This is a genomic window from Pseudomonas sp. NFXW11 (genome assembly GCF_049887815.1).
GTDB lineage: Bacteria > Pseudomonadota > Gammaproteobacteria > Pseudomonadales > Pseudomonadaceae > Aquipseudomonas.
In genome coordinates this window covers 125,890-138,498 of sequence record NZ_JAGEKI010000005.1, presented here as the reverse complement: position 1 = coordinate 138,498, position 12,609 = coordinate 125,890, and the positions used below count along the sequence as shown (strand labels likewise).

General features: G+C 58.2%; 10 protein-coding genes and 3 pseudogenes. 7 read left to right on the top strand and 6 right to left on the bottom strand.

Features of this window, described 5'->3' with window-relative positions:
* Positions 1-93 precede the first annotated feature (93 nt).
* Together J4P02_RS10140 and J4P02_RS10135 are read left to right on the top strand one after the other, a co-directional pair.
* A pseudogene (locus J4P02_RS10140) lies at positions 94-219 on the top strand (site-specific integrase); the annotation flags it as partial.
* Positions 218-523, top strand: a pseudogene (locus J4P02_RS10135) (phage portal protein); the annotation flags it as partial. The pseudogenes J4P02_RS10140 and J4P02_RS10135, both read left to right, overlap by 2 nt.
* A gap of 458 nt (positions 524-981) precedes the next feature.
* On the opposite strand, the gene J4P02_RS10130 reads toward J4P02_RS10135, so the two are convergent.
* From J4P02_RS10130 to J4P02_RS10120, 3 genes are all read right to left on the bottom strand, one after another.
* A complete protein-coding gene (locus J4P02_RS10130; protein ID WP_426189663.1) occupies positions 982-1,788 on the bottom strand; it encodes a S1 family peptidase in 807 nt (268 codons plus the stop codon).
* A 1,477-nt stretch (positions 1,789-3,265) separates the two neighbouring features.
* Complete coding sequence (locus J4P02_RS10125; protein WP_426189661.1) at positions 3,266-3,853, bottom strand: SPOR domain-containing protein; 588 nt, start codon at positions 3,851-3,853, stop codon at positions 3,266-3,268.
* 194 nt (positions 3,854-4,047) lie between these two features.
* Positions 4,048-4,692, bottom strand: a complete 645-nt coding sequence (locus tag J4P02_RS10120) for an FMN-dependent NADH-azoreductase (RefSeq protein WP_426189659.1) — start codon at positions 4,690-4,692, stop codon at positions 4,048-4,050.
* Positions 4,693-4,791: 99 nt separating this feature from the next.
* Here J4P02_RS10120 and J4P02_RS10115 point away from each other — a divergent pair, with 99 nt between their 5' ends.
* Positions 4,792-5,652, top strand: a complete 861-nt coding sequence (locus J4P02_RS10115; protein ID WP_426189657.1) for a LysR substrate-binding domain-containing protein — start codon at positions 4,792-4,794, stop codon at positions 5,650-5,652.
* A 180-nt stretch (positions 5,653-5,832) separates the two neighbouring features.
* Positions 5,833-7,398, top strand: coding sequence for a sensor domain-containing diguanylate cyclase (locus tag J4P02_RS10110; protein ID WP_426189655.1), 1,566 nt, complete (start codon positions 5,833-5,835; stop codon positions 7,396-7,398).
* A gap of 3 nt (positions 7,399-7,401) precedes the next feature.
* On the opposite strand, the gene J4P02_RS10105 is transcribed toward J4P02_RS10110, so the two are convergent.
* Together J4P02_RS10105 and J4P02_RS10100 are read right to left on the bottom strand one after the other, a co-directional pair.
* Positions 7,402-7,923 carry a GNAT family N-acetyltransferase gene (locus tag J4P02_RS10105; RefSeq protein WP_426189653.1) on the bottom strand — a complete coding sequence of 174 codons (522 nt, stop codon included), beginning with the start codon at positions 7,921-7,923 and terminating at the stop codon, positions 7,402-7,404.
* 30 nt (positions 7,924-7,953) lie between these two features.
* Positions 7,954-8,115 (bottom strand): annotated as a pseudogene (locus tag J4P02_RS10100) (GNAT family N-acetyltransferase); the annotation flags it as partial.
* A gap of 258 nt (positions 8,116-8,373) precedes the next feature.
* Here J4P02_RS10100 and J4P02_RS10095 point away from each other — a divergent pair.
* The 3 genes from J4P02_RS10095 (at position 8,374) to J4P02_RS10085 (ending at position 11,966) form a co-directional block, all read left to right on the top strand.
* The gene (locus tag J4P02_RS10095; protein WP_426189651.1) at positions 8,374-9,198 is read left to right on the top strand and encodes an arylamine N-acetyltransferase family protein; all 825 of its coding nucleotides are present in this window, start codon (positions 8,374-8,376) and stop codon (positions 9,196-9,198) included.
* A gap of 99 nt (positions 9,199-9,297) precedes the next feature.
* On the top strand, positions 9,298-10,119 hold the full coding sequence (locus tag J4P02_RS10090; protein WP_426189649.1) for a hypothetical protein: 822 nt from the start codon (positions 9,298-9,300) through the stop codon (positions 10,117-10,119).
* Between the two features lie 308 nt (positions 10,120-10,427).
* A complete protein-coding gene (locus tag J4P02_RS10085) occupies positions 10,428-11,966 on the top strand; it encodes a nucleobase:cation symporter-2 family protein (protein ID WP_426189647.1) in 1,539 nt (512 codons plus the stop codon).
* Between the two features lie 61 nt (positions 11,967-12,027).
* On the opposite strand, the gene J4P02_RS10080 is transcribed toward J4P02_RS10085, so the two are convergent.
* Positions 12,028-12,606, bottom strand: a complete 579-nt coding sequence (locus tag J4P02_RS10080) for an SH3 domain-containing protein (protein WP_426189645.1) — start codon at positions 12,604-12,606, stop codon at positions 12,028-12,030.
* Between the last annotated feature and the right edge of the window lie 3 nt (positions 12,607-12,609).

Below are 12,609 nucleotides of genomic sequence, written 5' to 3'. Positions count from 1 at the left end.
GTGTTTAAGGCCTGTTTTGGGGCGTTTTCAGGCGTTTTTTAAGGCTCGGTGGTACGATGTACCACCCAAAAACTGACGCGTACCACTTTCCATATGGCGACTATCAGGGCAAGAAAACTGGCAGATGGGAGTGTGAGCTACACGGCTCAGATCCGCATCAAGCGCGACGGAGTGCAAGTTTACCAAGAGAGCCAGACCTTCGCCCGAAAACAGGCCGCCCACCTTCGGCGACTCAACCCCGGTCCTTGATGGTCGCGAAATCCTCGACTACCTGCAGTGCTGGCTCAACGGCCGCTGGTACGAAACGCCCATGTCCATGGATGGCCTGGCCAAGACCACCCGGGCCAGCGTGCACCTGCAATAGGGCCTGAACTTCAAGCGCAACATGCTGGCCCGCACCTTTATCCCCCACAAGCTGCTCAGCCGCCAGGCCTTCGAGCAGTTCGCCCTGGACTGGCTCTGGTGCGGTAACTGCTACCTGGAGAAGCGCAACACCCTGGGCCTGGTCCCGCCGCGGGAAAAGGGTTAGTTTTTTTCTGAGCACGTCGGGATGGGGGGAAAGGCCCGGTTTTACTGGGCTTCCGACCTAACTTTCAAGGGTTAGTTTAGGTTAGGTCAAAGGTTAGGATTTTTTAACTTTTTGAATTTAAAGGAATTTATAAACCTTCAAATTAACATCTCAAAAGGTTAGGAAATAACCTAGAACTGACCAAAAACTAACTTTGGCTGATCCGCCGCAGGCCGCATACAGCAAGGCTTTCAGTGGTGTTAGTGAAAAACTAACCGTCCTAACCTTTTTCCGATGGGTCAACATGAAACGCCGAAGGCACCTAGAGGGCGGTGCTGGCTGAGGTTTCGCTGCTGTTTGCGCATGTATTCACACCACAGGCCCCAGAAATGACCCTAAATCATTGATTTTATGTGCAAATATCGCAGGATGCCTTGAGATGCCTGGAGCGTATGACTCCCAAGTTTTGGTAATCAAATAGATCTGCTCGCTTGATCAAAGATATCTTTTAGCTGGGTTGCTTTAATAACAAATCCAAGATTAATAGGGATGTGTGTAACAGCGATTGGTTTCGTATTCATCGGAGCAGGAATTGCCACAATTTCACCTGTTACTTTGCGCTCGGGGCCGCCCCACAAAAATCCGAGCAGATGAAGTCTGGTACCCATGATTACAGTATTGTTTTTTGTCGAGTAACTACCGGTGTTTGCGAGAAACACAGGACTTCCACTTGAACCTGGCATACATGCCATATCAATCAAGAACTCTGGCCTGTTTTCATAGTTGTGAGCTGGATTCGAAGCGATGACACCTCTGCGAGCTACAGCGCCATTATTATAAGTATCCATAAGGCCGATGGGGTAACCAATCATCGTTATTTCTTCAAGTGGTAGTATTTGGTTGAACAGTTCTTCGTTGGCTATGATTTCATGGGTAATCACTGCGTGCTGCAACCCAAAGCCTTGCGTTTGGAAAATGGTGAAAATATGGCTGATGTTGATCGCACATGCGTCAATATCTCTATTGGAGTGAAAGATTGTTCCTGGGTTATTCAGTTTTATCCCGATTGTCTGATGTTGAATGATTTCGCCTTTTTTAACAGTCAACAAAACTTTTATGTTGTCTGTGCCTGCTATTACATGTTTGTTAGTGACTAACCCTATGACTTGTTTTTCGCCTTTCTGAGCTAGAATACAGAAAAATCCCGTTCCGCTTCCTATATGTTGTTCGCCATTGTATGAGTCTATTCGGGCAGTTGATTTTGTAATGAACTCGTTCATGTGCATTGCGTAATTTCCTGTATTGTAATGGATCGCGTAATAGCGCTTTTTTTAAGCGGTGTCAACAATCGGGTGGTCCGCTGATGCATGAAGCTCTTGAGGTGTGGGGGTAGACAGGGAGAGACTATAGTCGCAGATGGATTAACGGTGACTGATGTTGTCAGTGAGGTAGCGAGGTGCGCACGCTAATTGTGCAATGCTTTTGGATTTTTAGTGCAAGTTTAGGGCAAATACTAGGATGCATTTCCATCATCGAAAAGGCTGATGTTTTTCGCTCGTGATAGGCACCATTTGAGGCTTATGCCGAGAATGCTTAAAAAATAAAGTAGCCGATTGTGGAGATCGTTTTACACCCACCGTCTATGGGCGGCCTGTCCAGTATTTATTCATTCTCACGCTGAAATTTCGATTGGAACTTTAAAGGGCCGAATTTTGGTTGATATATACCATATGCATAAACACGCCCTTCTCGGAAGGAGAAGAATACATTAAGCCTGTCATAGCTAATGATTCGATTTAACTCATCATCTGATTGTGAGACATGAGAGGGTTTGCCTAGTTCGGTTTGCACGTTTTCATATGAGGATCTTTCGCTAAAGTCCAGCAAATAAGGGTGTTGGTGAATTGACTCTCCTGAAAAGTACATGATGTAATGGGTCTGGTTTTTTTAAATTTAATTATGTACTTGGGTTGATTGAATGCTTCCGGTTCATAATTTGCATTATATACCCAGCGATCGTCTCTCATCTTTAGATGTCGGTTCACCTTTTAAAAATTTAACGTCTGCCGGTGTTGCAGTTATTGGTGTGTTATTAAATTGTATTTGGGGCTGGGCGGTTTGATTGCCAGTCATAAATGTATAAGCCGATGCCTAATGCTACTGCGGAAGTAATTGGAAGAAGTAGTCCGAATTTAAGGGTTCGTTTCCAGTTCCAGCGATCTTTTGTTACGGAAAATAGAATCACTACGGAAAGTAACAGTGTTGATAGAAAAATACCTGTGCCCACTGACATTATTCATCCTTGTGTCGAAGAAAGCTGTAATAAATGTTCGCTTGAATCGGTGCGGCAGAGTGCCATCTATCGGTCCCTCTCGGGAAGAGAAATTCAAAAGCAAATTTTATGGAGGTGGTACAAAAGTGGTACGAGATTTTTATGTATGCTCTTTTAGTCTTTAAAAATAATAGCTTAAGAGATACTAGGTCCAATCCATCATCGGTGCAACACTAAACCGCCGGGACAGCGTAGGGCTTGGATTTACTGGGTTTGAGGCTGAATTCTGAATCATTTCGCTCTACGTGTTCAGTGCGTGTTCTGAGGGATAAAGGCGGCGTTTCCGAGGGGTGTTGGTACAACGTACCCATCACTGTTGCCGTTGTACCAAGTGACGGTGAACAAGTTTACCAAGACAGGCAGGGCCACGCCCGAAAATAGATGACTCCTGCAAGCGGAGTCCGATACGCCGGCTGGCGCACAGGTCAGGTGTTCTTGGCTCTGTGCACCGACCGCCAGGTCAGCAGTCCGTCCAGGCCATGGCTGGCTTTCAGGTACTTGAGCATGTTCTGTGCCTCGGCCTTTTCTTCGAATGGGCCAACGAACAAATGGGGCGCCTGGTCAAGGATGGTGGGGATGTCGATCAAGGCCAGTTGGGCGGCCAATCGTTCAAATTCTTCATCACTGGAGGCGCTCAGGCGTGCCACCCAACCGCAGCGATCCTTCAGGGCAATGGGTTCCACTGTGGCCGCGCAGTGCTTGCAGCGATTAGCTGCGGCGTTGATGGCCTGGTTGCAGGCGGGGCAGGGGCGCAGATCTTCATGCACCAGGGCGTCGATGCCGGTTTTCGCCAGCCGCGGCATCAGCCAGAGTGCAATCAGGGCGATACCGGGGAAGAACAACCCGATGGCCAGCCATCTCGGGCCTGAGCGTCCCCGTTTGCTGGCCGTGTAAGCGGTCATGCCCGTGAGAATGAGTCCGAGAAGCAGCAGGGTGTTCATTTGCCGTCCTTGTTTGACGCTGGTGACTCCAGCGCTGAGCAGGGCATTCAGGTGCCAGCGGTTGATCGGCATCGATCAAGTCCACTGCCGTCTGCGCGATGTTATGGGCTGGGTACTGTGTTGGGGGGCGGATCCTACCTTTGCTACAGCCAATTTGCACGACACAGAAAATGCCTGGTCGCCCGAGGTGTTGAGTCGATCTCCCTGCAAGAGTGGGTGGCGCAAGCAGGGGAGATCGACCGTTCAGCGTGCGGCGGGCCTCTGCTCTAGCGGCCAGCCAAGCGTTCGGCCAATGCCTGCGCCTGCTGCGCCGCTGCCTGCCGCGAAGCCTGGTCGATATCGCTGCCCAGGATGGTCTTTTCCACCAGCAGGGAATGCTGGTCGCTGATGCCGATGAAATTCAGCCAGGCCTCGATATAGGGTTTCTGGAAGTCGAAGCGTGATGCCGGGGTGTCCGATTGGGCGGAAAAATCCAGGCCCCTGGCATAGGCCATTACTGCTGTCTTTTTGCGCAACAGGCCTTGCAGCCCGTGTTCGGGGTCGAAGCTGAAGAGAATTCCCTGGTGCGACACCAGATCGATGAAGTGCTTGAGCTTGTAGGGAATGCCGAAGTTCCACAGGGGCACGGAAAGCACCAGCAGGTCGGCCCTATGCAGCGGCGCGGCCAGGGCCTGGAGCCGATCCCAGGTTGCCTGTTGCGCTGCGGTCAGCGTCGCTCCGCTCAGCAGGGCGTATTTGGCGTCCATCGCTGACTGTTCCAGTTCCGGCAGTTCCAGGCTCCACAGGTCCAGGGTCTCGACCTGGGTCTCTGCTAGCTGATGCTGATAGTGCTGGATGAAGCGCTGGGCGAGTTCCAGGGAAGCGGAGCGCTGCCGGCGGGGCGAGCATTGGATATGCAGGAGGCGGGTCATGGGCAAGTCTCGTGTGGGACAGGGATGACCGGCATTGCAACATAGCTTGTTTCTGAATATAAATTGTGAATAAACACATAATTGATCGTGATTTGAAATATGTTCGATGCTCTGTTGCTGCGCACCTTTGTCACTGTGGTGGAAGAGCAGGGGTTCAGCCGCGCCGCCCTCAAGCTGCACCTGACCCAGTCGGCGGTCAGTGGCCACCTGCGGCGTCTGGAGCAGCAGGTTGGCAAGCCGCTGCTGCTGCGCACCACCCGCTCGCAACAATTGACGGGTGAAGGCGAGCGCTTGCTGGACCATGCCCGGACGATCCTGGCGTTGCACCGCGATGCCTGGAGCGACCTGACCCGCCAGCCCTACCAGGGGCGGGTGGCGATCGGCCTGTCCGAGGACTTCGCCGAACCGCGCCTGCTGCGAGCCTTGCAGGAATTTGCCGGGCAGTACCCGGGCCTGCAGCTGGAAGTACAAGTGAATATTCCCGGCACCCTGTTGCAGATGCTGGACCAGGGCAGCCTGCAACTGGTGGTGGGGTCTATGTGCGAGTCGGCAGGGGCGGGACGCCTGCTCTGGTCCGAGCCGCTGGTGTGGGCCGGTTTGCCGCAGCCGGCAGCTCCTCTGGCCGAGCCGCTGCCGCTGGCTCTGTTTGCCGAGCCCTGTCCCTATCGCGCAGCAGCCCTGAGCCGCTTGGCCAAGGCCGGTATCCGCCAACGCACGGCCATGCTGTGCAGCAGCAGTCGGGCACTGCGGGCCGCGGTGCTCGCGGGTTTTGCCGTGGCGCCCATGGCGCTCAGCCAGTTGGGGCCAGGGCTTGAGGCCTTGGGGGCGGAACATGGCCTGCCGGAGTTGCCCGAGGTGCAGTTTCGTCTCTTCAGCGCAGCCGAGGCGGAACCGGTAATAGTGGCGGCGTTGTCGCGGATCATGATCGAATACTGCTCCAACCGACGATCCGCTCTTTAGCCTCTGCCCGCTGCGGCCGATAACCCTTGAGTGGGACAGGGTCGTTCGCCGTGGCAGCGGTTTGCGCTCCGCGTTCGAACGCCCTGGTGCCGATGCTGTGCAGGGTGCTGGCCGATCAGCCAGTCGCGAAAACAACAAGGGAGGCCCTGTCAGCAGGTCTCTCCCCTCAGGACGACCCTTTTGCCTGTCCCTATCTACGATCCTCATCACGGCCCGGGTGGCCCGCTGAAGCGCTTGCCCTTGCTCAAGGCCGCAATCGCCTTCGTCGGCATGGTGTTCCTGTGCCTGTGCGGCCTGCTGTATCTGCAGCTGGAGCAGTCCTGGCGTCACGACCTGATGCAGGCCGAGGCCAACTCCACCAACCTGACCCGGGCCATCGCCCAGCAGGCCGAGGACACCTTCATGGAGGCCGACCTGGTGCTCATGAGCCTCTCGGAGTGGATTCAGGCCCTGGGCGATGGACCCCGGCAGCGCCAGCGCCTGCAGCAGACTTTTGCCCGGCGGGTGCAGGCACTGAACCAACTCAGCGGGGTATTCCTCTACGACAAGCATGGCCAGTGGGTGGTCAGTTCCTTCAATGAGGCGCCCCACGGCAAGGATGTCGCCGACCGCGATTACTTCCGCTTCCATCAGCAGAATGCTTCGTTGCTGGTGCATATCAGCCCGGCGATCCGCAGTCGCGCCAATGACGAATGGATCATCCCCATTTCCCGGCGAATCAATGATGAGGAGGGGAATTTCCAGGGAGTGCTGATGGCGGGCATCAAGCTGGCCTACTTCGATCAGTTCTTCAAAAGTTTCAATATCGATGAGCAAGGCTCGATGTTCCTGGCCATGTCCGATGGCACCCTGCTGGCGCGCCGGCCATTCGAGGAGCGCCAGGTAGGCGCTTCGCTGGCCCGTGGCGAGATCTTCAGCAAGTACCTGCCCGAGGCCAATGCCGGCAACGCCATGATCACCTCGGTGGTGGATGGCGTGACGCGCCTGTACGGCTACCGCCAGTTGCAGGCCTACCCGCTGGTGGTGGCGGCGGCGAACTCCAGGGATTCGATTCTCAAGGGCTGGTATGCCGCGGCCTATCAATCCACCGCCATCGTCGCCCTGGTGCTGCTGGGGGTGGGCTTGTTCGGCTGGGTGTTCGTGCATCAGGCGCGCAACAACGAGCGGATCGAGGCGGACCTGCGCAAGGCTCAGGAAACCCTGGAAGTGATCGCCACCCATGACGCCCTGACCGGCCTGGCCAATCGGCGCCTGTTCGAGCGTTCCCTGGAGGTCGAGTTTGCGCGCGGTGCGCGGCAGGGCAACCCACTGGGCCTGATCATGGCCGATATCGATTACTTCAAGCGCTACAACGACACCTACGGCCATGTGGCGGGCGATCACTGCCTGGCGCAAGTGGCGCAGGCGCTCACGGCCTGCTGCCAGCGCAAGTCGGACCTGGTGGTGCGCTACGGCGGCGAGGAGTTTGCGGTGTTGCTGCCCGACACCGATATTCACGGTGCGTTGGCCATGGCCGAGCAGATCCGCCACAGCGTCATGCAGCGCACTATCAGTCATTCCGGCTCGCCGGAAGGCTGCGTGACCATCAGCCTGGGCTGTTACTCATTCGTGCCCAGTGGTCACGACAGCATCGAGGTGTTTATCCAGCAGGCCGACACGGCGCTGTATCAGGCCAAGGCCAGCGGTCGCAACCGGGTGGCGACGCTGGACAGCGCCGAGCACCTGCTGCAACGCTCCGACCGCTGAGCCCTAGCAGGCCTTGCTCAGAAGCTGATTGGCATAGGCATTGCCGCCGAACTCGTAGGTTCTGTTGCCGACGACGGCGTATCCCTGGGTCTGGTAGAAGGCCAGGGCGGAGTGATTCTCCGCCCAAGCGCTGAGCCACAGGCAGGAAGCCCCGCGGTCCCGGGTCAGGTGTTCGGCATGCTCCAGCAGCGCCTGGCCTATGCCTTGGCGCTGGGCGTGACGCTGCACATACAGACGCACCAGTTCATAGCCCTGGACCAGTTGCGCCAGAGGTGCCTCGGAGCTTGGGCGGATTTCCGCAAACCCTTGCAGATGACCGTTCTGCTCGGCCAGCAGCAGGACCCTGTCGGGCTCGGCCAAGCGTTGACGAAATTCCTTGGGGGCGTAGACGTTCAGGGCCTCTTCAGCGAGGTCTGGGCGCATGCCGTGGTTGGCGTAGGTATCGAGAAATACCTGGGTGGCCAGGCCGCTGATGCACAGCGCATCGTCGAGACCGGCCTGGCGAAAGGACAGGGGGGCAAGCATGACGGGATCCTTGTCGAGGGGGTGTTCAGTTCAATTCAATTCAGCTTGATCGAGCCGTTGCAGCAGGCGCTGGCGCACGGCGGGCCACTCATCGTCGATGATGCTGAAACGCACGGCGTTGCGCTTGCGGCCATGGGGCATGATGCGTTCGTGGCGCACTATACCTTCCTGCTGTGCGCCCAGGCGCAGGATGATGCGCGGGCCTTCCAGTGGCTGCATGTATGAGACGCTCCAAGGGTATGGGCTGTGGCGCCATTACAGGGTGCCGGTGCTGCTTGGCAAGGGCCAATCCAGGGCCAATCGGATAAAAAATATCAGCCGAATTGATTGTCGCAAACGGACGGTTCTGGCTTATACATAGCGCCGACAAGTCAGGGCCTGGCGTTGCTCGAATGGATCGGCATGCGGACTGCAGCGGCCCTGCGCGACACTCATTTCAAGGATTTGTGCATGAGCCAGCCGCACCTGATGAACTTCGACCTCTACCTGCGTCGCCTGGGTTTCCACAGCACGCCCGCCGCGACCCTGGAAACCCTGCGCGAGCTGCAATTGCGGCATGTCTGCGAGTTCGCCTTCGAGAGCCTTTCCACCTTGTTGCGCCTGCCGGTGCCCATCGACCTACCATCGGTGGAGCGCAAGATCCTGCATGAAGGGCGCGGCGGCTACTGCTACGAACTCAACCAGAGCTTTATGGCGCTGCTGCAGCACCTGGGCTACGAGGTGCGCGGCATTACCGGGCGGGTGGTGATGGGCGGCCCGGAGGATGCGCATACCGCCCGCAGCCACCGCCTGACCCTGGTTCAGCTGGGTGGCCAGCGCTACACGGTGGATGTCGGCTTCGGCGGCATGGTGCCCACGGCGCCGCTGCTGCTGGACACCGAGGAGGAGCAGGTCACGCCGCACGAGCCTTACCGCATTACCCGGCGCGGCGACAGCTACACCCTGCGGGCCAAGGTCGCTGAGGAATGGCGGGCGATGTATGTGTTCGATCTGCAAGTGCAGGGTGATGTGGATTACGACATGGGCAACTGGTACGTCTCGACCCACCCGGATTCGCCCTTTCTCGGCCAGTTGAAAGTGGCGCGCATTGGCCTTGGCCTGCGCCATACCCTGAACAATGGCAGCTACGCCTTGCACCGCATGGGCCAGCTCAGTGAGCGCCGTGAGATCGCCGATGCCGACGAGCTGATGCACTTGCTGAAGAATACGTTCGCCCTGCGCCTGCCACCGCATCCCGAGTTGCGCCAGGTACTGGAGCAATTGCTGCAGTCCTGAAGAACGGCGCCAGGGCACGGAAGGCTTTCCTGCTTAAGCCGGTGTTGCAGCGCTCCATAGAATCCGTCGGCAATCCGGTCATTTTCTATGGAGAGAATCATGCACAAGACCTATCGATCAAACCGTGCCGACAGCTGTGCGAGCCCTTGGCGGCGCTTGCGCCAGGGGCTTTGCGGCGTGCTGCTGGCGGTGCTCGGCCTGAGCGCCGTCAGCAGTTTCGCGGCGCCCAATCCCCCCGGTAGCTACAACCTGAGCATGGCCGCTCGGGCCAACTCGCCCTATCCACCTTCCCCCAACTACAGCGCCGACCTCAAGAGTTCGGGCGTGGGTCCGGCCTACACGGTGGCGGTGAGCCGGCACCACATCATTCCCTATAACCAGCTGCGGGATTTCTACACGGCGGTGGTGGGTAATGGCCACCTGACGTCCCTCAAGGGCTTCTGGGATGGCTTCGGCGGGCGCTTCCTCAGCTACGGGCAGGACAATGGGGTCAATGTCACGCCGCCGGTGGCGGCCGGCTACGACCAGGGCAAGACCTTGCTGGAGGAAATCGGTCGGGGGGTGGTCCGGGCCAATGCTGGCGTTCCACCGCGGCCCCTGGGCTGGGATACCTTCCATGAGTTCTACACCTGGATGCCCTGGAACCTGTTCCTTGGGCCCAACGGCCGTGATGACGACCCGGGCGAAGGGTTCGAAACCAATGCCCAATACATCGTCAACAACAAGGACACCTGGAACACCATCGTCAATCTGCGCGACAACATGCTGAGCTACCAGCGTGACGGCAACGTGAAGACCCTGTCCACCATCAACTCGCAGTTGTTGCGCCTGTCGACACGCACCCGGGTCTATCCGCTGGTGAGCGACCAGTGGGTGCGGGTGGCGCCGAATGTGTACAGGATTCGTGTGCCGGGCCATTGAGCCTCGGCATATATGCGGCAAGGGCCGATTCATTCGCTGAATCGGCTTTTTTTCGGGGATTGTTTCCAGGTGAGCGTTCGGGCATGCAAGCCCGTGAGGGGGCGAGGGAGGTTTTCGACAAGGTTTCTATCGCGTGTTTCTACCTGGGATGAGTGGGCTATTCGAGCGTTTTTCCGCGGAGTTTCGTGCTGTGCGGGTGGGAGGAATACGCCGGATAGATGGCGGATAAACTGTATACAATTCTATGGACAGTTGTCTTTGATCTTGCATACAGTGTGCCCCATAACAACAACAGGGAACCCCACACTATGAATACGCCTCAGGTTTCACAGCAGCGGCCCGAAGACGAGAATTTGGGTGTAGCCGCGAACATGGCTTACGGCCTGCAGCACGTACTGACCATGTACGGCGGCATCGTTGCCGTGCCACTGATCGTCGGCCAGGCCGCCGGTCTGTCGCCTTCGGAGATCGGCCTGCTGATCGCCGCCTCGTTGTTCGCAGGGGGGCTGGCAACCTTGCTGCAAACCCTCGGCGTGCCCTTCTTCGGCTGCAAGCTGCCACTGGTGCAGGGGGTGTCCTTTGCGGGCGTATCGACCATGGTGGCGATCGTCACCAGTTCCGGCGAAGGCGGCTTCCAGTCGATTCTCGGGGCGGTGATCGCGGCCTCGCTGATCGGCCTGCTGATCACTCCGGTGTTCTCCCGGATTACCAAATTCTTCCCCCCCTTGGTCACCGGCATCGTCATTACCACCATCGGCCTGACGCTGATGCCAGTAGCGGCGCGTTGGGCCATGGGCGGCAACAGCCGCGCGGCGGATTTCGGCAGCATGTCGAACATCGGCCTGGCGGCCATCACCCTGGCGCTGGTGCTGTTGCTGAGCAAGATTGGCAGCGCGGCGATTTCCCGGCTGTCGATTCTCCTGGCGATGATCATCGGTACGGTGATCGCGCTGTTCCTCGGCATGGCGGACTTCTCCGGGGTGGCCCAGGGGCCGATGTTCGGCCTGCCCACGCCGTTTCATTTCGGCATGCCGACCTTCCATATCGCGGCCATCCTGTCGATGTGCATCGTGGTCATGGTGACCCTGGTGGAAACCTCGGCGGACATCCTCGCGGTGGGTGAAATCATCCACACCAAGGTCGACTCCAAGCGCCTGGGAGACGGCCTGCGCGCCGACATGCTGTCGAGCATGCTGGCGCCGATCTTTGGCTCCTTCACCCAAAGCGCCTTTGCCCAGAACGTCGGGCTGGTGGCGGTGACCGGAATCAAGAGCCGCTTCGTGGTGGCCACCGGCGGGCTGTTCCTGGTGATACTCGGCCTGCTGCCCTTTATGGGGCGGGTGATTGCCGCGGTGCCGACCTCGGTGCTGGGCGGTGCCGGGATCGTGCTGTTCGGTACCGTGGCGGCCAGTGGCATCCGCACCCTGTCCAAGGTCGACTACCGCAACAACATGAACCTGATCATCGTCGCCACCTCCATTGGTTTCGGCATGATCCCGATTGCCGCGCCGAGCTTCTACGATCACTTCCCCAGCTGGTTCGCGACCATCTTCCATTCGGGTATCAGCTCCTCGGCGATCATGGCCATTGTGCTGAACCTGGCGTTCAACCATTTCACCGCCGGCAACTCCGACCAGCAGTCGGTGTTTGTCGCTGGTACCGAACGCAGCCTGCGTTTCCAGGACATCGCCGTGCTGCGTGAAGGCGACTACTTCAGCGGTGGCAAGCTGCACGATGCCGATGGCAATGAAGTGCCTCTGGTACCTGAAGCCGGGGGCCAGGTCGGTTCACGGGGTGATGGCGCAGCCCCCAGCCATGCCCGTGTCAGCACCGAAACCACCCATTGAATTCGATGCTGTCCTGCCCATGAAAACCGGCGCCTCAAGGGCGCCGGTTTTTATGGGCGGGTTACTCCAGGTTGTCCAACGCCGTCAGGGCCTTTAGCGCTTCGGGGTGGTCCTTGTACTGTTCGCGCAAGGCGGCCAGTTGCTGGTCATGACCGACACAGGTCTCGTTGACGGCCTTTTCTAGTTCAGCCCGGCGCTCTTCGTCGTAGGCTTCCTCACCGGCAAAGTGCTCGCACTCCTCATGACGCTGGATAAAGGCGGTGATCTCCGTCGGCAATTGCGCGCCGCCATAGTGTTCACCTTGTTGCAGGCGCTTTTCCTCGACCCAGCCGCTGTAGTCCTCACCGTCCTTGGCGATGTACATGACCTGGGCCCAGCCGTCCTCAGTGGAGGCGTAGAGCGTCAGGCCATCGCTGGGAACCACGAACAGCTGCTTGTTGAGGCAGGCGGCATTCGGCGCGCTGTGAAAATGCAGGCGTCCTTCACCTATGACTTTGGCCTCCAGGGGCGGGCGATAGGCACCGGCCTCCTGGGAGGCCTTGTCATTGAGGGCGGCGCAATCCACCGCTGGCGCGGCCAGGGCAGGCTGGAAGAACAGAGGCAGCAGGGCGCACAGCGGCAGCAGGCGTAGGCGGTCCATCGG